The organism is Microcoleus sp. PH2017_12_PCY_D_A (assembly GCF_020738565.1).
Classification (GTDB): Bacteria; Cyanobacteriota; Cyanobacteriia; order Cyanobacteriales; family Microcoleaceae; genus Microcoleus.
Window position 1 is genome coordinate 1 of record NZ_JAEQCI010000084.1, and the last position, 24,363, is coordinate 24,363.

Consider the following 24,363-nt stretch of genomic DNA (forward strand, 5'->3'; position numbering starts at 1 on the left):
CAACAATTAGGGCAACTAATTTCTAATGTCATATCACGCTATGGGAAACACTTCTCTAATTATAGCTTACTCCGATCCTTTCCTTCAGGGCACTACCAGCACCTACAAGCAGATATCATCAACAAACCAGAGCGTGTGTTTATCGGGATAAATGATAATGGTCGGCAAGTTACTGTATTCTATAAGGATGGGAACGTAGTTATCACTCAAAATAATGATTTTACTCGCGTCATCACTGCATATGGTCGTAGCGGAATCAGTAGATTTCCAGGCGGTCGAGTCAAAGCAGGAACGCCTGTCTCTCCTAATAGATGGATGAATAGCCCCAATTATTTGGAAATCAGTAAATGAGTATCTTGGAGGTCAAAATATGAATCCAATTCTCGAACAAAAGCTTTGGAATGCAGGGAAATACCCTGAAGTATATCCCCAAGAAATTTGGCAGGAAATTATTGATGGAATCCTTGATGATTTTCAAAATTTTCTGGGACAGGATTTTCACCGCGATCCTGAAATCAACTTAAATATCAAATATTCACATTCCCCATCATTCAATAGATGGATTTGGAGTGAAGAAAAAGAAAATGCTCCTTTATATCATACAGCATGGTCGGCTGTTATTGGCGGGGGTATGGTAGGAACTGAAAGTGGGGAAAATATTTTTCACGTTAGTCTTACTCTATTTTTGTTCGACATGACTAGCAAAAAGCGTTTATGCTTAAAAACAGGTGAGAGCCTCCTTGAATTTGTTTTTGAAAAACAATCCGATAGTCATGGGTATTGGCGTAGTTTGGGATGGTGTAAGGATGAATGGGGTGAGTGGGAGGATCTTGATTACGACACGGATTAACTTTAAATTTGCATCTCCCGCTCGCACTCGTGCACAAATTGCAAATAATCGAGCCCCGTTTTGAGGTAATTTTCTGTTTCGGGCGATCGAAAATCTACAATAAAATTATCAAACATCAATCAACAAATCAAACTCTTCCAGCAGCAACAGTGCCGGAAAACCCAGTTCTAAAAACGAAAGTGAAAGCTATTCGGAAAATCAGCAGCAGTGGGATAGCGAGTACAAAGCTGATACTTATACCACCAAAAGTAACAGCGATGAATCGACAATAACCGCGAGTAAAAGTAATCGCAGTACCGAGGGCAACAATAGCAATTCATCTAACAGTAGCGATACCTCAACTACTCGTAATTCACAGACAGTCACAACTTACAAAGATGGTGGAAAAGAAGAGAAGGGCAGTTCGAGTTACGAAAAATGGTTGAGGGACAGCAGTTACGATAGTAAGGGGGTAGTGAGTGACGTTTCCAAGTATTCTAGTTGGACTTCGAGTTACACCAAGTCTTACTTTAAGGGAGGTTACAGTTGGAGTGAGACGATAAGTGGTTACGATTCGGAATCGGTGAATAAAAGGAATGTTTATACGAGTAATGGCAGCAGTTGGAGTTGGACTCGTAGCGGGACTGTTTGGGATGATGGGAGAAATGATTGGAGTGAAAGTTGGTCGAAGTCTAGTTGGAAAGATGGTAAGTATTTGCCGAGTGAGTCTGAGTCGAAAAGGGGAGGGTTCGATCCGAAGAAAACGGGGCAGACTAATGATTTGCCGAAATTTGGGGATGTGCCGCGGTTGAATAAGCCACAGAAGAATGGGCCTGTGGATTTGACTAAGCCTCCGAAGAAGCAACAGCCACAGCCGAGTAAAGAGCTTTTTGAACTGCCGATAGCTTACAACCCAAATATTGCGGACAAGTTTGCTGGGAATCCGTTTGGTGCTACTCCTCCACAATCGGGATGGCCTCCTAAAGATATAGGCTCTTATTGGCTGTCTTATACTGGTACATTGAATACAACACCGGAAAAAAGACGCCAAATATTTCGAGATATCATCAACAATCCATCGATCAAAAAAGTCTACATGAACGTGCTATCTACACAGGGGACTACTTTTAGATACGGGGATGGGCTGGGAAATATGATTCCTGGTTTATCTGGTCAAGATGTATTTGCCGAGTTTAAAGATGAACTCGATAAATACAACAAAGCAAATCCCAATAAACCGAGAAACATTGACGTAATTGGTTGGTTTGAGGGGACTGGGCTAGCAGCACCTTCTAGCCCGATGTATAAAGCGGCTAAAAAGGCTCGTTACAGCGGCGTACCCGATAAGAATGCTGTGCTGAGTTATAAAGGTGATGGTGGCTTTTCCTATGTAGACCTCCTGCATCCGAGTGTGTGGGGTGAGTTGCAAAATATAGCTACGGACTTCATTAACAAATATGGTAGTTTTGTGAAGGGAATTATTTTTGACGATCGCCTGGGAATTCCCAAGGCCGCAGAAGCAGAGGTTGCCACTTTGCATCGCTCAACAATCACCGCTGACAAAGATTCCAACGATAAAAGCTGGATTCAACGGGCATTAACTAAGAATCTGACTAATCTCAAAAAAGCACTTTCTAGTACCAAATTTAGCATTTCAGCTAACCTACTTCGTTACGCATTGAACGATCAAAATCAAGATGTTCTCAACTGGTTGAAATCTGGGATAATTAATGGTCAATACAACTTACAGCTTTACAAAAATGGCGATCAGTACAATGACTTTGTTAAAAACTATCAGGAGCATATGGCAGAATTAGTGGATAAAGTCACACTAGATCGTTTATCTATAAGTATTGGCTATATAGCGAATGGAGTAAATCTAAGCAGGGATCAGATTCGTCAGCAAGTTGGCTACCTCACAAATACCAGCAAACAACCCCCTAACACAAAACCTCTTAGCCCATCCCAAATCCTAGGCTTTGACTATCGAACAATTGCAAATATTCCCAAATCCTAGGCTTTGACTATCGAACAATTGCAGACTTTACAGCAGATTCCACGTTTATGAAGTACACCCGTCAAGCGATCAATCGCTTCCAGAAAACGCTACTACTGTGTCGTCTATCTCTGCTAGTACCTACTTACCTGGAATCTGTCTGCTGTAAGTAAAATTAATTGGTGGAATTACGATGCTAATCTTGAAAGAAATTCGGTTTATACTTTACTTGAGTTTAGTTATTGTGTTCTTACTCATGACTCAAATCGCTATGTCTGAAAATCTCGAATCAGAAGTTGAGAAGTTTGGTTTGATTGACAAAACTGGTAAGTATGTGGTGGAACCTCAATTTGATTTGATTAGTGATTTTTCAGAAGGGTTAGCCTTAGTGCGACTTGACAATAAAGTAAAATACATCGATCGAACAGGTAAAGTGGTCATTGAACTTCTATTTGAGGGTGGTAGTAGCAATTTTTCAGAAGGGTTAGCTGTGGCCACACTCGAAAGTAACAACAAATCAGGTTATATAGACAAAACTGGCAAACTGGTCATACCACATGAATTTGATTACGCTACTAGATTTTCACAAGGAATAGCAATGGTTATGGTCGACAACAAATATGGTTACATTAACAAACAGGGAAGTTACGTAATTCCACCTCACTTTGATTACGCTACAAAATTTTTAGAAGGAATAGCAGTTGTAGAAGTCAAACAAAAATATGGCTTAATTGACAAAACAGGCAATTATATCGCTGCACCGAATTTCGACTACATTTATAACAGCGACAATCATGGAGGGATCGGCGATCCTGCTGAGTTTAAAGACGGACTGATGCGAGTGGGTATGGGAGGTCAACGTTGCTATATGGGAGGTGTTACTGGTGGAAAGTGGGGGTATATTAATAAAATGGGAAAGGTTGTTATTCCTTTTAAGTTTGCCATAACTGAGGAATTTTATAATGGACGAGCAAGAGTTTCTATGTCTGCTCTCGATTGTGAGGCTAGGAATGCTATTAAATGGGGATATATCAATTCGTCAGGTGAGTATATCACTGGGTTCCAATTCGATCGTGCTAACAATTTTTCCGAAGGGCTAGCGGCAGTAGAAATCGGTGGAAAATGGGGTTATATTGACTTGTCTGGAAAATTGGTTATCCCACCTCAGTTTAAGTCTGGCAGGGAATTTTCTGAAGGTTTAGCAGCTATCAAAAGTAGTGAAAATGGACTATACGGCTATATTGACAAAACAGGAAAGTTTGTAATTTCGCCTCAATTTTCGGGGGCGGAAAATTTCTCTGATGGGTCGGCTGGCGTGGAAGTTAATGACAAACGAGGCTTGATCGACAAGACCGGAAAATATTTAATTGAACCTAAATTTGACGCAATTAGTGAATTTTCGGAGGGGCTAGCGCTGGTAGACCTTAATAAGAAATCGGGATATATTGATAAGACAGGAAAGATAGTAATCGAGATCAAATTCGATCGGGCTGGGCTCTTCGATCGAGGAATTGCGATCGTAGGTGTGAAACAAAAGATTGTCAACAAGAGAAGTTAAAAAATAGAGCGACTCCAGCAGGCGATCGCACTTTCTCAATTACGGGCGATCGTCCTTGTTTGTGACAATACGCCCTTGAAAACAACATCCTGATTGTAACAGCCACAGATAATCAAGGGCGAGTGTTAGGGCGTAAAGAGCGATCCGATCGCCCGCACAGTCCAGTTTTGTGCGATATCTCTGATTGTCGTTGACGTTAAAGGCCGATCGCACGTTAAGAGTTGGTAGACTCACAATTACCTATTCCTCACCCATTCCCGCAATTCTCGCACTGCTGCGGTTGCGCCTGCTGTTTGAGTGCGATCGATAAATTCGTCAACTTTTGCCGTCGGTAGCATCGGGAAAGCTACGGAAAAATCGCACTCGGCATATTCGCCATTTTGCAATTGATAAAACTTGATGCTTCGTTTGTCGTAGCGCCAGATTTCGGGTACGCCTAAATCTGCATATAAATCGAATTGATTTAAGGAAATGCTGGTAATATCAATTTCCAGTGCTAAATCTGGGGCCGGATCGAGAGCAAAGTCTAATTTTGTTCTGCCTCTGACCAGTGCTTCATTCTGGATATAATAGCACGAATCTGGTTCTTTTCCCGCAGATTTTTTGCGTTTCTTAATAGTCATCGAACCAAATGGGTTGTACTCAAGATTTAGTTCTTCGATGAGAGTGACAATTAGGCGATCGATCAGTCTGTTGCGATTTTCATGTTCCGGTACCGGCACCATAATTTCTAATTGACCTTGATGATATGCAATTCTGGTGGAACGTTGGTTTCCCAGTTCCGCGAGCAAATCTTCATATAATTTCCAACTGATATTTGGCAATAAAACTCTTTGTTCACAGGAAGTTGATATTGTTAACATTTGAGTTGTTTTTTTATTTGTGACTATTTGTTTGTGTAAAATAGCAGGGAGTGCAAAACATTGACTTTATGACTAAGTTTCCCCACGACCAGTTTGCTAAAGAATACCTTCAAGAGTTATTATCCCCTCTCGGACAAGTAGAAACGAGCAAAGCTGTCACCGCTGAAGTTAGAGAAATTGATGTCTGGTTTCAACCAACTTCTTCTGAGGCCGAATACCTCCAAAGTTTGGGTTTATTGGGTCAGGTGGCTGCCACTATAGCTGTGATTGAGCCGTTTCGCAATCCGGTTAATACTGAGGAAATCTTCAGTTGTGTGGTAAAACTATTAAATAGTAGGGCCCAACTGGGGCGGGTGGCTAATCGAGAAGACCAGCGTTTAAAAGAAAGACAATTACCGACGTTGTGGATTTTAACTCCCACTGCTTCGGAACTTTTACTGGACAGTTTTGGTTTTCGGGCTCCCGAAGAGTCAGAGGGCTGGGGGAAAGGAGTTTATTTTTTAACTGAGGTTTGGAGAGTCGGGCTAATCGCGATTCACCAGCTACCGAGAGGCCCACAGACGATGTGGTTGCGGATGTTGGGCCGGGGGCGGGTACAGGAACAGGCGATCGCAGAATTGAGTGCATTGCCTGTGGATAATCCACTCCGAACTAACGCGCTACAATTATTGTACATCTTGCAGGCCAATTTGCAAGCGAATACACCACCTATTCCCGCACGGGATGATGAAGATCAGGAGTTAGTTATGGCGATCGCACCTCTTTTTCAACAACATTTAGAAGCAGCAAAACAACAAGGTCAGGAAGAAGGCAGAGAACAAGGCCGGGAACAAGGCCGGGAAGAAGGACAGCGGATGATTTTGGAGAGTTTTTTGCAAGTTAGATTTGGGGAGTTAGACCCGCGAACTGTCGCATTAATTCTACCGATTTCGGCTTTGGCTGTTGCCGAGTTCACCTTGCTGTTAGTGCAATTATCTACTCTGCCTGCGGGACAGAATGAACACCAACAAGTGCAAAATTTGCTGGCACAAAAAGTTCTGGAAAAATCATTCATTCAATCGGGACAATTAGAAGAACTCCCGGTAAATCTCATCCCTAATCTGCTGGCTTTATCTCCAGACAATTTATCATCGCTGTTGGCAGAATTGCCTCAATTATCGATTGAAGAACTGATGGCTAGATTGGCACAATCATTGACTTAAAAACAAAATAAACTGACGGGCAATCGCCTGTCAATATTGGGGCGGTTTCTCACAGACACCGCCTCTATATTTTGCAGGTGTCAATAGCTGCGGTCATGCGCTACTGTAGTTAATAGTAGACTGTGGTCATTAGTCAAATGGCACTGAAAAAGTGACCAAAAAAAAATCTGTAAGGCAATCTATATATAGATCATTGCCTTACAAATCAAAAAATCTCTCTTTATTATGCCAAATCGTGCGTCTATTCTCAAACAACAATTTTTACAGAGCGTTGCCTCACCTTGGGAGAAACTGCTGCCAGAAAAGTTAGTCCATTCGCTTCTAGCTGGGGAGAAAATCACCTACTACCAAAGCATCTACACACCGATAGTCACCTTGTGGGCGATGGTATCCCAGGTACTCGATCCCGACAAAAGTTTGAGTCAAGCCGTGAAGCGGATGAGTACGTGGCTGAGTGCAGCCGGAGTCAAGTCTCCTTCTTCTGATACCGGGGCGTACAGTAAAGCTCGTAAACGACTGCCAGAAAAACTCGTTCAACAGTTAGTACCAATAGTCGCAGAAGCCCTAGAAAAGGAAGTTCCCATAAAACAACAATGGTGTGGACGACGAGTGCGGGTATTAGATGGAACAACAGTGTTGATGAGTGATACTCATGAAAATCAAGCCGAATATCCGCAACACAGTAATCAAAAACCAGGGTGTGGATTTCCCATCGCTAAAATAGTGGTACTTTTTTCATTGCTGACTGGCGCTGTGGTATCCGCTGGTATAGCATCCTTGGCAACCAGTGAGATTGTGATGAGCCGTTTGATTTATGGAAATTTAGTCCCCGACGATGTGATATTGGCGGATCAAGCTTATGGTAATTATGTCGATTTAGTCTTAGTAAAAGAGCGAGGCGCAGATGCTGTCTTCCGTAAAAATCATCTCCGCAAAACTGACTTTAGACGGGGAAAGAAGTTGGGAATTGGCGACCATACAGTCGTCTGGAATAAGCCCCGGCAGTGTCCCAACCATATGACTATTGAGGAATTCGAGGCATTACCGTCTAGTTTCATCGTCCGAGAAGTATGAAGAGCGAATTAAGCGCCGTGGTTTTAGAGATGAGCGGATAATTGTAGTGACAACATTGGTGGATGCCAAACGGTATACTGTTGAAAAGTTGACTGCTTTATATGGATTACGTTGGTCGGCAGCAGAAGTCAATTTACGCTATCTCAAAACAACGTTAAAAATGGAGATGTTAACAGCGAAAACTCCGGTGATGGTCAGAAAAGAAATCTGGGTACACTTGTTAGCTTACACCTTATTGCGTACCATTATGTGGCAGGCTGCATCTTCGTCAAAAAATACAGTTTTTCAACTCTCATTCCAGTCAACTAGGCAGCAGTTTAATCTATTATTGACGCTGTTGGCAACTACAGGAAAACGTCAACAGATCCAATGGCGTCAATTACTTTTGGAACAGGTGGTAACTAATTTACTCACGATTCGACCTGAGCGTTCTGAACCCTTAGTTTTGAAACTTCGGCCGAAACCGTATCCTCGAATGCAGGAACCTCGCTCTGTCTTGAAAGCTAAACTGCGAACGTGATTAAGCCTTTTTCAGTGCCATTTGTCATTAGTCCTTGTTTTATGAAGCTGCGATCGTTCTTTTCTTTCCTCATTGCTGGCGTCTTGGCACTCTTAGCCTTGGGTGCAGGCGGTTTTTACTGGCTGTCAACCAAAACTCCCCTAAATTTGCTCGCGGGCGGGCCGACAACTACTCCGGCTGCGGCTGTGTTTGTCTCGAAACAAGCACCTTTGTTGGCTTCTATGCTGGTAAATCCCGATCGCCTCGAAGCATTGCGGCAAATCTTTGCGTCTCCCCAAGAAAGAAGCCGATCGCACGCTGAATTCGAGCAAATCAAAAAAAGCCTCCTCGCCAATACTGGCCTGGATTACAGTCGAGATATCCAACCTTGGATAGGTGACGAAATTACCCTCGCCGCAACCAATCCTGATTTCGAGCGCGAACTCAACAACGGCAAACAAACCGGGTTTCTGCTGGCGGTTTCTTCCCAAAATGCCGATCGCAGCCAACAATTTCTCGACTCCTACTGGCAAAAACAATCTCGTAAGGACAAAACTGTGCAGTCGGAACTATATAAAGGCGTAAAAATTAATTATAAAAAACCACCCACAGCCAATAAAAAAACATCTCAGATTTCGCCTTTCAATCCGCTGTCTCTACCGAATTCAACTTTGCCGCGCAGCTTCGCGACGGCTGCAATCGGCAGCAGTTCGGATTCGGGAAATAACCTGAGTTTTGTGTTATTTGCCAACAGTCCGAACGTGCTGCGAGATGCAATTAATAATGTAGAATCAGCCAACTTAAATCTCAACAACAGTCCTAACTATCAAAAAGCTTTGCAGCAGCTAACTCAAGGCAGAATAGCTTTAGGATTTGTCAATCTCCCGCAGCCAGCCACCGAGCAAAATCCCTTAGTTTCCCCGAATTCCCTCGCAGTTGCTGTCGGAGTCAACCGACGGGGATTGCTGGCCCAAACTGCTTTGGTGACATCCGGAGAAAACACAGCTTCTCCAACACTCTCGGAACCAGTCAAAGCCTTGCAATACATTCCCTCAGACAGCCCTTTTGCCGTTGCCAGCACCGATTTAAGGAATTTTTGGGGTGATTTGTCATCGGCGGTGTCAACTAACGCAGAGGCTTCAAAATTAGCCGATCGCGCGATCGCAGATCTTCAGCAAAATTGGGGCGTCAATTTGCCGCAGGATATATTTAACTGGGTACAAGGAGAATACGCTTTAGCAGTGGTTCCGAGTTCGTCAAACACTCCTGACTGGATTTTTGCAGCCGAGAAATCTGCTGATTCCCAACAGGCGATCGACAAACTCGATGAAATTGCCCGCAGCAAAGAATACAGCATCGGCAGCTTTACTCTCAGAAACCAGAAAATTACCGCTTGGACGCAGTTGACAACGAGCCAGAGTTACGATCGAGAAAATAAGAGCAAAAGTGCGATCGAAACCGAGGCAAAAGGAGTCCGAGCCACTGTGGGGAAATACGAAATTTTCACGACTTCAGTAGAAGCAATGGACGCAGCACTCAAAGCAGCCGAAACAGGCTCTTTGGTGGCAAATCAAGATTTTCAAACCAGCATCGAACCGCTGCCGCCAGCTAACGACGGCTATTTTTATTTAGACTGGCCCTCCAGCAGAGCAATTTGGGAAAAACAAATCCCGCTGTTGAGGTTAATTGAACTTTCTGCAAGACCACTTTTTGACCACTTGCGATCGCTCACTGTCACCAGTACGGGAGAAGTCGCAGGAATTCGCAAAGCTACAATATTTATGCGGCTGAATTAGTCATCAATCAAATTCCGTTTAAAGGTTCGATCGTTCGGACTTTAGTCCTGCCTCTTAAAATTTAGAGAAAGGACTGAAGTCCTTACTACAAACTGGGGATGACTGAGGTTCGATCGTTCGGACTTTAGTCCTTCCTCTTAAAATTCAGAGGAAGGACTGAAGTCCTTACTACAAACTGGGGATGACTAAGGTTCGATCGTTCGGACTTTAGTCCTTCCTCTTAAAATTCAGAGAAAGGACTGAAGTCCTTACTACAAACCGTTTGATTGCTGAGGGTTGGGTGGTGTTTTCGGCTTGCCAAAATAGGCTTGAAAGACCTCTTTCGCGATCGGGGCCGCGGCAACAGAACCAAAACCGCCATTTTCCACAACCACGGCGATCGCAATTTCTGGCTTGTCAGCAGGCCCATAGGCCACATACAGCGAGTGATCCTTCTGTCCGATCACCTCCGAAGTCCCCGTTTTGCCCGCCGTTAGTGGAATTGAACCGTCATTGAGCCCCCGTCCCGTACCGTCGGTAACTACTGCCGCGAGTCCTTCTTTAATCACATTAACTGTCGAAGGTTTCATCCCCGTAGGTACTGGTTTTGTCTCGGGTTTACCAGTCAGAGAAGTCAAAAGATGCGGCTTGACTCGATTACCACCATTGGCGATCGAACTTGTCATCACCGCCGCCTCCAAAGGAGTCACCAACACGAACCCTTGACCGATCGACATCGTGACCGTATCACCAGCATACCAAGGTTCTTTATAGATTTTTTCCTTCTCTGCCGGCGTCGGCATTTGACCGTGATCGCCGCCCCCTAGCCCCAAAAGCTTCAAATCCGTATCCTTGCCAATGCCCAAGCGGTGTCCCCACTTAGCAATTTCGTCCGGCCCGATACTCATCCCGATTTGATAAAAAAACGTATTGCTGCTGAAAGCCAAGGCATCCCGAAAACCGATGTTGCCGTAACCGCCGCTGTGTTCGTTAAAATCAATTCCCCCCACAGTAATGTAAGACGAAGTACCAATAATTGAGTCCGGCGAAAACTTGCCCGACTCCATCCCCGCGACGGAAGTCACAATTTTAAACGTGCTGCCGGGGGGGTAGCCTTGCATGGTTCTATTCACAAATGGATTTTCTTCCTCTTGAAGAGTTGCCCAATCATCCTTAGTGATTTTTCGCGTAAACAGATTGGGGTCAAAAGTCGGGTGGCTGGCCAAAACTAATACCGCGCCGGTTTTTACATCAAGGGCTACTACTGCTCCCCGGCGGTTCCCCAGCGCTGTTTCGGCTGCTTTTTGCATGGACAAGTCTATGGTTAGCTGCACTGCCTCGCCGGGAGTGGGCGGTGTCTCTCCCATCAGCCGCAATTCTTGATTTTGGGCATTTACTTCGATCAGCCGATCGCCCCACACTCCCGCAATTTCCTTGTTAGAACTCGCTTCTATGCCCATCTGACCGACAATCATCCCCATCGGATATTCCGGGTGAGCTTTCAAGTCATCTGCGGTAGCTTCGCCAATATACCCGAGAACGTGAGCCGCCAAACTGCCTTCGGGATAGTAGCGGTTTGCTTCGGGCCGCACTTCCACTCCCCGCATTTGTCCCACCTGTTCTGCTAGCGGCACAAACACCTCTGGCGGCATCGCTTGCTTGATCCGCACCGGTCTGTAGGATAGAGGATCGACTTTTTTTAATTTCTCTAATATTTCTTTAGCCGGGATTTTTAGCAGCGGACTCAGCTTTTCTGCTGTTACTTTCCACTCTTCCGGCGTTTGTTCTTTCGGCCACAAATAGACCGATCGAGCTAAATTGTTTGCCGCTAGCAGCTTGCCTTTGCGATCGACAATGTGTCCGCGATTCGCCGGCATAGGTACTAGGCGAACGCGATTGTTTTCGGCTCGTTCTCGGTTTTGCTTGCCTTGTATCAGTTGCAATTCCACCAGCCGACTAGCGTGCAGGCATAGCAAACCCGTTGCCACCAGCATTAACACGATCGCCCGGTGTATCGGACGCGACTGTTTCTTAGGAGTTTCCAGCAGAGTTTTGTCATTCGAGCGAAATTCAGTGAGCGCAGAAATTTCTCGTTGCATCATTCTATAGGTAGATGTCAAATCCTAGATTTTAGAGTCCTGATTGTCAATTTTGCAGTATACATCATCACACCGGGGGTGCTCCCATAGCTGCAAGCTGCACTAACGGGAATTGACCGTTGGGCGAAGCGGAAAGATTGATAATTGGCTTTAGAATAACTAATAACTCGTCACCGATCGCTGCAAACTAATCGCCCAAGCACCAAGAAATAGCCAGCAAAATCAAAGTTAGGCTGAGCCAAACCGGGAAATGGAGCCAGCCAGATAGACTCCTAGGTAACAATAGCAAAACCTCGGCGAATAGGGAAGCAATTCCCAATACAAAGGCAAGCAGTATCAAATTTATCATCTTGACACCGTACAATTGGGGCTGCGAGCATCGCCCGTGTGGCAGAACTGGGAGTGGCACGAGGAAGGGCGATCGCACAGGTGTTGTTCTGATAAAAATAAAGAAAAGAAACCAAGAGATTTTGAACCAATTAAAAAAAAATGTTCTTCCTCTCCTAGTTCGGATTCTTGGGGCTGCGATGGGTAAATTCTGAGTTGTGATTTTAAGTTGTGACGCCAGGAGTATTGCCATGTTGTTTAATCCGCGAACTCATTTCAAAAACGCTGCGATCTTGGCTGCGACTTGTGCGATCGCCACCCACCCAGTTTTAGCAGAAACAGCCAATTTCGGCACATTAATTTTATCGCGAGGTTTTGGGGCCCCAACAGCAGCTTTGAGAGGTTCCACAGGCGGATCGTACTCTCTATCTGCCATTGCCAACGCCGATCGCCACAAAAACAAATGTTTGGGTTTTGCCACCCCCACTCCCGATCACATCATAGTCTTGCAGCAAAACTTGGACAAACTCACCATCCAAGTCAACAGCGGAGGCAAAGACACCACCTTACTCGTACAAGGCCCCGGTAACACCTTGCGCTGCGGAGACGATACAGGACAGAATAAAGATGCTGGCATTGTAGATTCAGACTGGCAAGCAGGCTCATACAAAATTTGGGTCGGCACTCTCGAACCCGGAGTCAAGTCTAACTATACGATCTCTGTACAGGAATAGAACCCAGGGCGCTGTTGGATGCCGACAATCGAATATCCTCAGATTCTCCCCCAATCTCGCCCAATCTCCCCCTGAGACACTCCCCCAATCTCCCACTCCCCCAATCTGGCGATCGGTCAATAACTTCCCCCGTCGAGTAAAATGTAAGATCGAAAGTGCCGTGTTTAACCAAAATTGGTAAATCCGAAAGTGCTAAAGACTCTTAGAGCTGACTTCAGTATAATTTTCGATCGCGATCCCGCCGCTCGCAACTGGCTGGAAGTTTTGTTTTGTTACCCAGGTCTTCAGGCCCTAGTGCTGCACCGCCTCGCACACTGGCTTTACGTACTGGGCCTTCCCTTCATTCCCCGCTTAATTTCCCACATTGCTCGCTTTTTGACCGGCATTGAAATTCACCCCGGGGCAACGATCGGCAAAAGCGTCTTCATCGACCACGGTATGGGGGTTGTAATCGGCGAAACCGCGATTATCGGCGATTTTGCCCTAATTTATCAAGGCGTCACCCTCGGCGGCACAGGCAAGGAAAGCGGCAAACGTCACCCTACCGTCGGCGAAAATGTAGTTGTCGGTGCCGGCGCCAAGGTACTCGGGAACCTGCTAATTGGCAACAACGTTCGCATCGGCGCCGGTTCCGTCGTCCTCCGCGACGTACCGTCTGACTGCACCGTTGTAGGGATTCCCGGCCGCATCGTTTATCGATCGGGAGTGCGCGTCAATCCCCTAGAACACGGCAGTTTGCCGGATTCAGAAGCTGCGGTAATTCGCTCTTTAGTCGATCGTATCGAATCCCTCGAACAGCAACTAAAAAGTTTGATTCCTCAACCATCTGCCTCATTAACTTCTGTTTCCGATTTTCATTCAGCATTCCCAACTTTAAATCAAACCAGTCATGTAGCTGTAGCTGAAAAAAACCAATTAGCTGTTGCCACCGCTTGTCAGTTAAAAGATAAAGCAATTCAAGAATTTTTCGACGGCACCGGCATCTAAAAATAGGGCATTGGGCATAGGGAATTGGGCATAGGTAATTGGGCATTGGGCATTGGGCCGTGCAGGGCATAGGGCATAGGGAATTGGGCATAGGGAATTGGCCCGCGCAGGGAATTGGTGACTGTTAACTGTTAACTGATGACTAATAACTAATGACTACTGACTGCTGACTAATAACTAATGACTAATGACTGCTGACTAATGACTAATGACTTCTTTTTCAGGGATTGACCGATCGCACAAACCAATTTCCCTCCCCGTCGCGCCCGTAGAGCGATCGGTTCTGCGGTTCCCCCCGCAACTCCAACAAATCAACCGTTTCCGCCTCCAAAAGCAGCAAGCAAAAATTAGGTAGCGGAGCGATCGCATCTGCAGAAGCACAATCAAAAGCAGTAGCCTCAGCCTTGTTTTCCCCCGGATTCGGCCAAGCAAACTGCACCCGCGCCGCCTCAGAAAGCTCCTGCCAAGCTGTGCGGCGCGCAGCGCACAACTCTGCATCAGAACAATTTGCCCCTACCAAAACTAGCTTTCCAGCAATCCGAAATTGTTCGCGAGTTTTAGGAAAATACCAGCAAATCTCCCCCCAAGGACAGAGATTAATTTCCTCTGCCTTTTGACTGCGAATATCTGTAATAAACTTTAAGTGGTTGGTGTTTTCCAAAAAGCCTCGAAACACCACAGTGCGGTTCGCCGGACGCCCGTCAGCGCGAACCGTTGCTAGCTGCAAGTAGCGGGCATAAACAAGACTGCGGTTGCGGTGGAGCGATCGCGCCAAGGGCGATCGCCAAAGTGCTAAAGACATAATTAATATCCTACTATATTGGTAATCGGTAATCGGTAATTGGTAATCGGTAATTGGTAATCGGTAATTAGTAATCGGTAATCGGTAATCGGTAATCGGTAATCGGTAATGTACTAAGCCTGCTTCTTCCTTCTAGTTAATGACTAATGACCAATGACTAATGACCAATGACCAATGACCAATGACCAATGACCAATGACTAATGACTCTCCTTTCTTATATTAGTAATTTTATGTCAAATCCACACTCAAAAATCAAAACTATTGAAACTCCCCACAGCAGCTACCATTGGGACGGAAGTTCCCGGCGCTTTTTTGAAGGCTGGTACTACCGAATAACATTACCAATTCACGGACAATCCTTTGCCTTCATGTATTCCATCGAAGATCCCAGAGGCGGTCAACCATACAGCGGCGGTGCAGCCCAAATTCTCGGCCCCAAAGATAGCTATTTGTGCCGCACCTTCCCCGACGTAAATAAGTTTTGGGCGCACCGAGACACCTTGGGTTTAGGACATTGGCGCAAAACAGATTTACAAATTAAACCAGAATATTTAGAACCGCAAGTATTCGACAGCCGCGTCGAAGAAGGCTATCAAGCTACTGCTACCTTAAATCAAGGTTATCTGCACGATCCAGGAACTGGCAATCACTGTTTTTGGCAGTACGAAATCCAACCAATTTACGGCTGGGGAAACTCCGACGAACTCCAAAAATCCACCGCAGGAATGCTATCTTTTCTGCCAGTGTTTGAGCCTGGATGGCAAATTTTAATGGCTCACGGTTTAGCCACGGGTTGGATCGATTGGAACGGCGAACGCTATGAATTTAAAGACGCTCCCGCTTACAGCGAAAAAAACTGGGGCGGTGCTTTTCCCCAGAAGTGGTTTTGGATAAATTGCAATTGTTTTCAAGGCGAAAGTGATTTAGCTTTAACTGCTGGCGGTGGCAAGCGGGGCGTGCTGTGGTGGATGGAATCGGTAGCAATGATTGGCATCCATTACCGAGGCAAATTCTACGAATTTGTGCCTTGGAATTCCCAAGTCACTTGGAATATTGAACCTTGGGGAAGCTGGAAAATGCAGGCGAGAAACAGCCAGTTTGAAATAGAGTTAAGTGGCAGTACAAAGAATTCTGGCACCTATGTGCGAACTCCTACAGTCAATGGCTTGGCTTTTTGCTGCCGGGATACGACGCACGGCGAATTGCGCTTGCAACTGCGAGAATTGTTGGACCAAAATGTTGAAAAAAATGGCAAGCAGCGCTCTAAAATTATCTTAGAGGCTCAAAGCTCTTTGGCTGGTTTGGAAGTTGGCGGCGGGCCGTGGGATGCAGTTTGGCGATCGAATTAAGCCATCAGTCAGTAGTCAGCAGTCATTAGTCATTAGTCATTAGTCATTTTAAATCCGGGTTTCCGACTCCCTTTATTTCGACCGTCGGCCGAGGACACTTTGTTTTTATAGACGCGGTTTCAACCGCGCCCGTTCGATCGGGATATCTAACCCGGATTTGGTACCAGTAGTAATTATTAGTGATTAGTGATTAGTAGTAACTGCCAACTGCCAACTGCTTTCGGAGCCAACTGCTTTTGGAGTCAACTGTCAATTGCCAACTGCTTTTGGAGTCAACTGCCAACTGCCAACTGCCAACTGTATTCAGACCGACTTTACTTTAAATTAAAGCCCATTTCTTCATTATTAATAGAACCGTCGGGCATTATTGCCCCATTCAGCACCGCACCTCTGAGATTTGCTCCGGTTAAATTAGCGCCTTCTAGATTAGCATTGCTCAGATTTGTGACTTGTTTGGAACCTCGGAAAAAGAAGCTGTGCAAGTCAGCATTTGTCAAATTAGTGTCTGCCAGATTAGCATATTGCAAATCAGCACCGTGCAGGGTCGCATCAGTTAAATTAGCTTCGGTGAGATTGCTTCCCCAAAGTCTCGAATCCAACAAATTAGCATCTTGTAAATTGGCGCGACTCAGATTTGCCAAAGTCAGATTGGCATCCCACAATTTTGTGCGGTTGAAATTAGCTTCGGTCAAATTTGCTCGACTGAGATCCGTACCCAAAATATCAGCATTTGCTAAATTGGCGCCGCTGAGATCTGCGTCAGAAAGGTCAGCATTTTTTAAATTAGCGCCGCTCAAGTTGGCACCGCTCAAGTTGGCGCCGCTCAAGTTGGCTTCTTGCAGATTAGCTTCTCGCAAATCGGCAGCGCTTAAATCGCATTGCTTCCACAGAAAGCTGACGCACCAATTATCTTTTAATAGCTGACTCAGATCCTCCGCATTCGCGGCCAGAACCGGAGGTGTTAAGTAGAGAGTGAACAGGACGATCGCCAATACTGCCGCTGCTAAAGTTTTTAACCTCAGAACTCTTTTCATTGAGACTAATTTTGGCAATAGATTCTTGATGTGTAATCAAAGCATACCAAAGAATCGGTAACTTTCACCGACAATATTACTCAAAAATATCAGTGAAATGTCGATCGCCCTTAGCCCAGCACCCAACTTAACTCGGCCAGTCGCGGGTGAATCCTCTTACCTAGAAAACTGGTTGCTTCACAGATGCGTCGGTGTCAGAGAATTTTTTCCCTAAACCCGGTATCAGATGCTCGCAAGTGCGATCGGAATTTACTGATAGCATATATTGCGACAATGCAAGAAGCTGTTGCCCATTTAAATTGTATATTTTAATAAACTATTCTCCTCCAGCGTCAAATATTCTCAACCTCTTCCTCTCTCCCTCTTTCTCTGGTGAATCTGGCTAGCAAAAATAAATTGTTCAGTTCGCTTAAAACTACGAAATTTAGCGGTTTATAGACGCAATTATCCTTGGTTGTGACTGGCGTCACGAACTAAACCCAACTGTCATCACACAAATCAATCCCCGAGCATCACCAAATCTCCTCAAACTTATCACCTCCCCGAGAGTACGGATATCACTGTCAGTAGCTGAAAGATGCAAGAAAATTAGAGCATACAGTTAAACACCCGCCCTCCCATGCGTACTATCCCCTTTCTCCCGAGTCAATTAGCTGTCACAACTATTTTCAATTCGATCGAATTTTTGGGATTCGCCAATACTTCAGGTAAAGTATTTTCGGGCGAGCAAGCCCAAGCGCGACAAGAGGCAAATTTAGACGTTAGCACCAAGAAGGTTTACAGTGCAGGTTTAAAAAGTCTCGAACAAAAGGACTTGCACGCTGCGATTAAAAATTTCACCGCCACAATAAACATTAATCCGCAATTCGCACCAGCTTACAACGATCGCGGTGTTGCCCGCTACAGATTAGGCGACAAACAGTCTGCGATCGCCGATTTAACTACCGCCATCGAACTCAATCCCTATCGAGCCAAGTATTACAACAATCGGGCGTTTATGCTAGCTGGCTCAAAAGATTATGCTGGGGCGATCGCAGATTACAACTCAGCACTGATGCTCAACCCCAATTTGGCTCAAGCTTACTTTAACCGAGGCACTATCCACTTGCAAATGGAAAATTCCCTCGCAGCACTAGCTGATTTTGAATCAGCAATTCGCCTCGATCGCAATTTTGCCAAAGCTTACTTCAACCGAGGAGTGACTAGATATAAATTGAGAGAAGTTCAAGGAGCATTTGAGGATTTTCAGAAATCGGCAGGGCTGTTTAAGCAGCAAGCGAGAATGGATTGCTATCAAGATGCTGTCTCTAAACTGAGAAAATTATGTTATTAATTGAATTTGGGAATGGGAATCGGAAATATATAATTTTGTAAGGTGCGCACTGCGCACCCTAAACCTCTAATTATGGCATCAGTCTTGTTAAAATCAGCCAATTCTGAAGGCCGCGTCGCCCACAGGCAAGTCATTGGGACGGGAAATAGTAGAAAAGTTAATTGCAAAAGCAGCGCTTTGAACTGCTGCGGGGGTGGCATTTTGAACAGTAGCCACAGTAGCCCCGCCAAATTGAATTAAAGTGTTGCTTCCAGATTGAGTGAATGCGATGTTTGACAAACTGGTTCCCCCAATCCCAATGCGATCGCCCTGGGCAGATATAAAATCAGTAATTATATCTGTTTCTCCATCACCTGCTATCAAAACAAAATTATCTGCACCCCCTCCGCCAGTGAGAGTATCGTTGCCTGCATCTCCAATCAAAATATCATTGCCATCGCCACCAATTAGCACGTCATTCCCTTTACCACCTCTCAAAAAGTCGTTACCAGCATCGCCATTGAGAGTATCGTCGCCCAGATTTCCGTTGATAATTTCGTTGCCAACACCGCCGCTAATTACATCGTTACCTTTACCGCCTCTGAGAAAGTCGTCGCCTGCTTCGCCCGTAATAGTATCATTGCCTTGGCTGCCGTTAATGGCATCATCAATCGATGAACCGATAATGCGATCGTTTGCGCTACCTCCGCGCACGCCAGCGGGGTTTTGCTGAGAGTCTTGGGCAGTGACTTGATAGTTGTTCGGGGTATTAGGCAAGTTGAGCGATCGCAAAGGCAGATTTACAAAATTAGTATTATTCACAAAACTATTCAACACAGCAGCATTGGGAATAATACTCGAAACCCGACTGGGGACAATCCCTGCAACAACTTTGGCACTCGAAATGCGATCGCCCTGCTGCACCGCATTAACCGTCTCAAAACCTTGAATTACATTGCCAAAAACAGCATAATTGCCATCCAAAAACGGCAAAGCATCCAAAGTAAAATAGAACTGCGAAGAAGCCGTATTTAAACCACTATTAGAACGAGCCATTGCCACCGCCCCTTTCGTGTGAGGCAACTGTGGCTTTTGCGTGACAACTTGGTTGTAAACTGGCTGTGCCGCCCCTTGCGGCTTGATTTCCAAAGGAATAAAACGCGCCTGATTAGTATCCGGATCGATAAAATTACCCGTTCCCAATTGACCCGCCGGAATGCTAGTATCCTTGCTGCGCGGATCGCCCCCTTGCACCACAAAAGGATCCGGCTGGCGCACAACTCGGTGAAACATCACCCCATCGTAGGTGCCACGTTCAACTAAATCAACAAAATTTCCCCCAGTAATCGGCGCATTAGTGCCATCTACTTCGATCGTCACCGGTTGACCATTAATTACCTGGACTACTGTAACTTTGCCTGTTAACGGGAGTGCAGCGCTCATAAGTAAATTGCTATTTGAGTAAGTGATATTTCGGTTTGATACCAAATCCTGGCTAAATGTTCCCTTTATTTCCTAGCCAGCAGAAGCGGGCATCCTCTGTATAAAAGCGGTTTTAAACACCGAATCATCAAAGGGGTGGGTAACTCAGATTTAGCAAGCACAGCAGAATCCCCACACCATACCTGTACTCAGGTTAGTGTGGGATGAATGCGAGGCAATGAGGAATTGACCGACGAGCAATATTGAACGCAGTTCAATTAGCGATGTCGGTCGGTGACTCATTGCCAATCTTTGATGTTGGCAATGAGTCAATCAGCTCTTCAATGACTTGAGTCATTGTCTTATCGGATTGAACAGCATATAGCCGTAACTTATGGAAACGTCGCTCAGACATCCTTAATCTTAATTGTTTATTTTTCATGTGGCTACACAATGGTTACACAATCATGCTACCATAGTGGTAACAGGAGGTAAAAGCAAATGAGGACGGCATACCAGTACAAATTACGCCCAGGCAAACAACAAGCAATAGAATTAGACAGGTGGTTGTCTATGCTTTGCGCTCAATATAACTATTTGTTGGCAGATAGATTTAACTGGTACGAGCAAAATCGTTGTCCTATCAATGCTTGTCCTCTTGTTTGTCACCTTCCAGAATTACGGGACAATCCCGATTACTACAGTCAAAAGAAAACACTACCTAACCTCAAGAAAACTCATCCTTGGTATGGCGAAATTTACTCGCAGGTTCTTCAGGATATTGTCAAGAGAGTCAAGGTAACTTTTGATAGATTCTTGAAGGGTGACAGTAACGGAAAACGTAGTGGCAGACCAAGATTTAAGTCTCGCAACCACTACAGAACCTTTACCTATCCTCAAATGAAGGATGGATGCTTGCAAAACAATTTAATCAATCTTCCGATGTTTGGAAAAGTTAAGGTTGTTTTGCATCGTTCCATTCCGAATGGTTTCAAAATCAAAACTGCTTCTGTCACTAAAAAAGCTGACGGTTACTATTTAACCCTCAGCCTGGAAGATGCGACAGTGCCAACAATTAAACCAGATTTCAATCCAGATTTAATAACTGGTATCGATGTTGGCTTAAAGGAGTTTTTGACAACTTCTGAGGGTAAAACTGTTGCTATACCTCAACATTATCGCAAATCTCAAAAACGTTTAAAAGTTATTCAGAAGCGTGTTTCCCGTCGTAAAAAAGGAAGCAATCGAAGATTAAAAACGGTAAAACAGTTGGGCAAGCAGCATAAAAAAGTTGCTGACAAACGTAAAGATTTTCATTTCAAAACTGCTAACAACTTGTTGAAAAAATATGATGTTGTCGCGGTTGAAGATTTGAATGTCAAAGGACTTGCGCGTACATGGTTGGCAAAATCTGTTCTTGATGCCGGATGGTCAAGCTTTCTGTCGATACTGACAAACAAAGCCGAAAATGCTGGTTTGTTGGTTATCCCTGTTAAAGCGTCTGGTACAAGTCAAGATTGTTCTACTTGTGGCGTTAAAGTTCCTAAGAAGCTACATGAGAGATGGCACGACTGCCCCCATTGTGGATGTAGTCTTGACCGCGACCATAATGCAGCAATAAATATCAAAAACAGAGCGGTAGGGCATTCCGTTCTTAAAGCTCAGTTAACGTCCGAAGCAATAGCTGGAGTCGCTGAGAAGCCTACACTGTACTGTACGAGCGTCAGTGTAGGAGTATGTCACTATTAGAAGCAATTCGCGAATTGCCCCTACCCATTTAATCAGAAAACTGTAAACTTGTGTTAAGTACAGTTCTACTTGTTAATTTATGATTTCCCGGCGCAAGTTTTTTAGCACTTTATTGGCAATTTGTCTAGCCTTTCTGAGTTTCAATTTTGCCCCTCCAGCCTTAGCCCTCGGCGGCAAGCTGCCGGCAGTGAATCAAGCCGCACCAGACTTTAGCTTACCGACCAACAGCGGCGACGGGCAAATCTCGCTGTCCGATTATCGCGGGAAGTGGCTGGTAGTCTACTTCTATCCCAAAGATTTTACATCCGGTTGTACGATCGAAGCGCGTCGATTCCAGCAAGACTTGCCGAAATACTTAGCAAAAAACACTCAAATCATCGGCATCAGCGCTGATGATGTCAACTCCCACGCAGAATTTTGTGATTCTGAAGGTTTGAAATTTCCGCTATTAGCAGATACCGACGGCAAAATAAGTAAAGCTTACGGTTCTTGGATGAGTTTTATCTCTTCCCGGCACAGTTTTATTATTGACCCTGAAGGAATTTTGCGGGAAACATTTGTTAAAGTTAATCCCGCCATTCACTCCAAAGAAGTGTTAGCTCGTTTAGGCGAATTGCAGACTAACAGCTAATATTGTGTCACCTCGAATCACCGCAATCAAATAGGTTCGTAGTGAGGACTTTAGTCCTTCTTCAGGATTGTAAATAATCACCGTAAAAATAGGTTAGTAGTGAGGACTTTAGTCCTTCTTCATGAGTTTATAAGGACTAAAGTCCTCACTACAAACCTTATATTACTTATTTTAGGGGACATGATGCCTGGTAACGAGACAAGCTGTAGAGCAAATCTAAAATCGCCTGTCCCGCCACAATCAGTGAGAATTGAACTTGCTATTTACAGCAACAGGCTCTGAAGAAGATTCCGGCTCTGAAAGATTTCTTTTTCGGCTAGCAAAACGGCGTTCCGGGTCAATTCCCTCAAAAGTTGGCGGCAACCAAACTCGGACTACTAACAACACTCCCAAAACTAGCAAGAATGCGCCTGTTGACAATATTTGAACCCAGGGAGTTTCCAGAACTCCCCGAACTATAACTTCTCGCAGAACAGATACAATACAAACTTCAACCGCCACGCCAATCGAAACGCGCTGCTCTTGCAAGTAAATAATTAGCAGCCGAAACAATTCCACCAAAACCAATAAAAATAGAATGTCGGCCGTCACTTCCTGAAAATTCAAAGGAGGCAGCAGCGAAAAAAACATTTCTCGCAGTTCGAGTACCATGAAACAGAACAAACCAATACACAAAGAAATTACAATTAAGTCTTGAACTGTTTCCAGACCGCTGACTATTAGTTTCAAATTCAACCATTTAGGAGGGGAATTAGTCTGGTTATTTGAACGGTTTTCCATTGACTGCTCCGGGAATTTGTTGGACTTGCTTACAGCTTAAGTTAAATTGAGCTTATATTTGATAAAAAACAGGTTTAATTTATTTATAACCATCATTAAAATTCTGTCTAGTGACAATTTCCTACCAACTTTTATATATTGCCCAGGCGGGTTGACTTTTAGGCAATGTTTGTGCTATGTGAAACCTGGTATTAGTAGATTTGGTGAAAAGTAGAATTCAAACTTCTAAAATGCTGCAACTGAGATAAAATATGAAAACTGTAAAAAATTATTTACGACAGCTTGATAAACTCAAGCTAGCGACTAAGGGCTCAAATCATACAAAAGCCGGAAAGTCAACCCAAAAAAGCCACCAAGAGAGGATTGAACACAATGGCATTTACACTAGCACCATTACCCTTCGCCGCTGACGCCCTAGAGTCAGGTCATATGTCGGCCAACACCTTTTCGTTCCACCACGACAAGCACCACGCTGCTTACGTGACCAATCTCAACAAACTGATTGAAGGCACCGAACTAGCCAGCAAATCCCTCGAAGAAATTGTGACGGCATCTGCTAAAGACCCATCCAAAGCCGGCATCTTCAACAATGCAGGTCAAGTTTGGAACCACAATTTCTTTTGGAATTCCCTCAAACCAGGCGGCGGCGGCACTCCGACAGGAGCTTTAGCTGATAAAATCAATGCCGACTTTGGCAGCTTCGACAAATTCAAAGAAGAATTTAAGGCTGCTGCGACAACTCAGTTCGGCAGCGGCTGGGCTTGGCTGGTTTTGGACAACGGTACTTTGAAAGTTACCAAAACTGCTAACGCTGACACCCCGCTAGCACACGGCCAAACTCCTTTGCTGACTTTGGATGTGTGGGAACACGCTTATTATTTGGATTTCCAAAATCGCCGTCCCGATTACATTGGTAATTTCCTAGACAATTTGGCTAACTGGGATTTCGCAGCAGCAAATTTGGCTGCGGCTTAGTATCATAGGATTCTGAGGACTGAAGTCCTCACTACGAACTTTTATCAGTTCGTGGTGAGGACTTTATTTTTTGTTTCCGACGACTGAAGTTCTCGCTACTAATACCGGCAATGGGTAGCTCTCCTGGATATTCAGTGATAAGTGAAGCCTATATGAATTCTGGTATGAGTTTCAACACTTGCACCTGGAGATATTTGTAGCTTGAGATACAATTCTCACCACAAATCTAGGAGAGCCCAATGGGTAATTGGTAATTGGTAATTGGGGGTCTTCTGGGTTTGCGGTGATAAGAAAAGCTAATTAGAAAAGCAAGCTAATAGTCGATCTCGAAAATTGTCGAAATTAACAAATCCATAGGCTTGAC

At 44.8% G+C, this 24,363-nt stretch carries 22 protein-coding genes; 15 read left to right on the forward strand and 7 right to left on the reverse strand.

The window, feature by feature from the left end; genetic code table 11:
* From JGK39_RS23120 to JGK39_RS23135, 4 genes are all read left to right on the forward strand, one after another.
* On the forward strand, positions 1–351 hold a 351-nt coding region (locus tag JGK39_RS23120; protein WP_293297533.1), incomplete at its 5' end, for a hypothetical protein.
* Positions 352–370: 19 nt separating this feature from the next.
* A complete protein-coding gene (locus JGK39_RS23125; protein ID WP_293262377.1) occupies positions 371–850 on the forward strand; it encodes a hypothetical protein in 480 nt (159 codons plus the stop codon).
* Between the two features lie 454 nt (positions 851–1,304).
* Positions 1,305–2,846, forward strand: coding sequence for a hypothetical protein (locus JGK39_RS23130; RefSeq protein ID WP_293297536.1), 1,542 nt, complete (start codon positions 1,305–1,307; stop codon positions 2,844–2,846).
* A 250-nt stretch (positions 2,847–3,096) separates the two neighbouring features.
* Positions 3,097–4,383, forward strand: coding sequence for a WG repeat-containing protein (locus JGK39_RS23135; protein ID WP_293258737.1), 1,287 nt, complete (start codon positions 3,097–3,099; stop codon positions 4,381–4,383).
* A 39-nt stretch (positions 4,384–4,422) separates the two neighbouring features.
* On the opposite strand, the gene JGK39_RS23140 is transcribed toward JGK39_RS23135, so the two are convergent.
* The gene (locus tag JGK39_RS23140) at positions 4,423–4,617 is read right to left on the reverse strand and encodes a hypothetical protein (RefSeq protein ID WP_293258739.1); all 195 of its coding nucleotides are present in this window, start codon (positions 4,615–4,617) and stop codon (positions 4,423–4,425) included.
* A 2-nt stretch (positions 4,618–4,619) separates the two neighbouring features.
* The gene (locus JGK39_RS23145) at positions 4,620–5,246 is read right to left on the reverse strand and encodes a Uma2 family endonuclease (RefSeq protein ID WP_293258741.1); all 627 of its coding nucleotides are present in this window, start codon (positions 5,244–5,246) and stop codon (positions 4,620–4,622) included.
* 68 nt (positions 5,247–5,314) lie between these two features.
* Between JGK39_RS23145 and JGK39_RS23150 the strand changes: the two genes are divergently transcribed.
* The 4 genes from JGK39_RS23150 to JGK39_RS23165 all read left to right on the forward strand — a co-directional run bounded on the left by JGK39_RS23150 (position 5,315) and on the right by JGK39_RS23165 (position 9,817).
* A complete protein-coding gene (locus JGK39_RS23150; RefSeq protein WP_293258743.1) occupies positions 5,315–6,448 on the forward strand; it encodes a flagellar assembly protein H in 1,134 nt (377 codons plus the stop codon).
* A gap of 225 nt (positions 6,449–6,673) precedes the next feature.
* Positions 6,674–7,522 carry an IS4 family transposase gene (locus JGK39_RS23155; RefSeq protein ID WP_293258745.1) on the forward strand — a complete coding sequence of 283 codons (849 nt, stop codon included), beginning with the start codon at positions 6,674–6,676 and terminating at the stop codon, positions 7,520–7,522.
* A 46-nt stretch (positions 7,523–7,568) separates the two neighbouring features.
* Positions 7,569–8,042, forward strand: a complete 474-nt coding sequence (locus tag JGK39_RS23160; RefSeq protein ID WP_293258747.1) for a hypothetical protein — start codon at positions 7,569–7,571, stop codon at positions 8,040–8,042.
* Positions 8,043–8,056: 14 nt separating this feature from the next.
* Entirely contained in the window at positions 8,057–9,817 is a 1,761-nt protein-coding gene (locus JGK39_RS23165) for a DUF3352 domain-containing protein (RefSeq protein WP_293258749.1), read from the forward strand.
* 251 nt (positions 9,818–10,068) lie between these two features.
* Here the strand turns inward: JGK39_RS23165 and mrdA are convergent, their stop codons facing one another.
* Positions 10,069–11,898, reverse strand: a complete 1,830-nt coding sequence (gene mrdA / locus JGK39_RS23170; RefSeq protein WP_293258751.1) for a penicillin-binding protein 2 — start codon at positions 11,896–11,898, stop codon at positions 10,069–10,071.
* A gap of 575 nt (positions 11,899–12,473) precedes the next feature.
* Between mrdA and JGK39_RS23175 the strand changes: the two genes are divergently transcribed.
* Both JGK39_RS23175 and cysE read left to right on the forward strand, forming a co-directional pair.
* Positions 12,474–12,956, forward strand: coding sequence for a hypothetical protein (locus JGK39_RS23175; protein WP_293258753.1), 483 nt, complete (start codon positions 12,474–12,476; stop codon positions 12,954–12,956).
* 189 nt (positions 12,957–13,145) lie between these two features.
* On the forward strand, positions 13,146–13,943 hold the full coding sequence (cysE, locus tag JGK39_RS23180) for a serine O-acetyltransferase (protein WP_293258755.1): 798 nt from the start codon (positions 13,146–13,148) through the stop codon (positions 13,941–13,943).
* A 220-nt stretch (positions 13,944–14,163) separates the two neighbouring features.
* Here cysE and JGK39_RS23185 read toward each other — a convergent pair whose 3' ends face one another.
* Positions 14,164–14,745 carry an Npun_F5749 family FMN-dependent PPOX-type flavoprotein gene (locus tag JGK39_RS23185; protein ID WP_293258757.1) on the reverse strand — a complete coding sequence of 194 codons (582 nt, stop codon included), beginning with the start codon at positions 14,743–14,745 and terminating at the stop codon, positions 14,164–14,166.
* 232 nt (positions 14,746–14,977) lie between these two features.
* Here JGK39_RS23185 and JGK39_RS23190 point away from each other — a divergent pair, with 232 nt between their 5' ends.
* Positions 14,978–16,096, forward strand: a complete 1,119-nt coding sequence (locus tag JGK39_RS23190; RefSeq protein ID WP_293258759.1) for a tocopherol cyclase family protein — start codon at positions 14,978–14,980, stop codon at positions 16,094–16,096.
* A gap of 314 nt (positions 16,097–16,410) precedes the next feature.
* On the opposite strand, the gene JGK39_RS23195 is transcribed toward JGK39_RS23190, so the two are convergent.
* On the reverse strand, positions 16,411–17,130 hold the full coding sequence (locus tag JGK39_RS23195) for a pentapeptide repeat-containing protein (protein WP_293258762.1): 720 nt from the start codon (positions 17,128–17,130) through the stop codon (positions 16,411–16,413).
* Positions 17,131–17,749: 619 nt separating this feature from the next.
* Between JGK39_RS23195 and JGK39_RS23200 the strand changes: the two genes are divergently transcribed.
* The gene (locus JGK39_RS23200; RefSeq protein ID WP_293207348.1) at positions 17,750–18,463 is read left to right on the forward strand and encodes a tetratricopeptide repeat protein; all 714 of its coding nucleotides are present in this window, start codon (positions 17,750–17,752) and stop codon (positions 18,461–18,463) included.
* Between the two features lie 93 nt (positions 18,464–18,556).
* Here the strand turns inward: JGK39_RS23200 and JGK39_RS23205 are convergent, their stop codons facing one another.
* Positions 18,557–19,885: a peptidylprolyl isomerase gene (locus JGK39_RS23205; protein ID WP_293258764.1), complete on the reverse strand. Its 1,329-nt coding sequence runs from the start codon at positions 19,883–19,885 to the stop codon at positions 18,557–18,559.
* Between the two features lie 480 nt (positions 19,886–20,365).
* Between JGK39_RS23205 and JGK39_RS23210 the strand changes: the two genes are divergently transcribed.
* Together JGK39_RS23210 and JGK39_RS23215 are read left to right on the forward strand one after the other, a co-directional pair.
* Complete coding sequence (locus JGK39_RS23210; RefSeq protein ID WP_293216870.1) at positions 20,366–21,613, forward strand: transposase; 1,248 nt, start codon at positions 20,366–20,368, stop codon at positions 21,611–21,613.
* A 79-nt stretch (positions 21,614–21,692) separates the two neighbouring features.
* On the forward strand, positions 21,693–22,244 hold the full coding sequence (locus JGK39_RS23215; protein WP_293202762.1) for a peroxiredoxin: 552 nt from the start codon (positions 21,693–21,695) through the stop codon (positions 22,242–22,244).
* Positions 22,245–22,484: 240 nt separating this feature from the next.
* Here JGK39_RS23215 and JGK39_RS23220 read toward each other — a convergent pair whose 3' ends face one another.
* Entirely contained in the window at positions 22,485–23,024 is a 540-nt protein-coding gene (locus JGK39_RS23220) for a phosphate-starvation-inducible PsiE family protein (protein ID WP_293176458.1), read from the reverse strand.
* Between the two features lie 372 nt (positions 23,025–23,396).
* Between JGK39_RS23220 and JGK39_RS23225 the strand changes: the two genes are divergently transcribed.
* Positions 23,397–23,999 carry a superoxide dismutase gene (locus JGK39_RS23225; RefSeq protein ID WP_293250920.1) on the forward strand — a complete coding sequence of 201 codons (603 nt, stop codon included), beginning with the start codon at positions 23,397–23,399 and terminating at the stop codon, positions 23,997–23,999.
* The last annotated feature ends 364 nt before the right edge of the window (positions 24,000–24,363 follow it).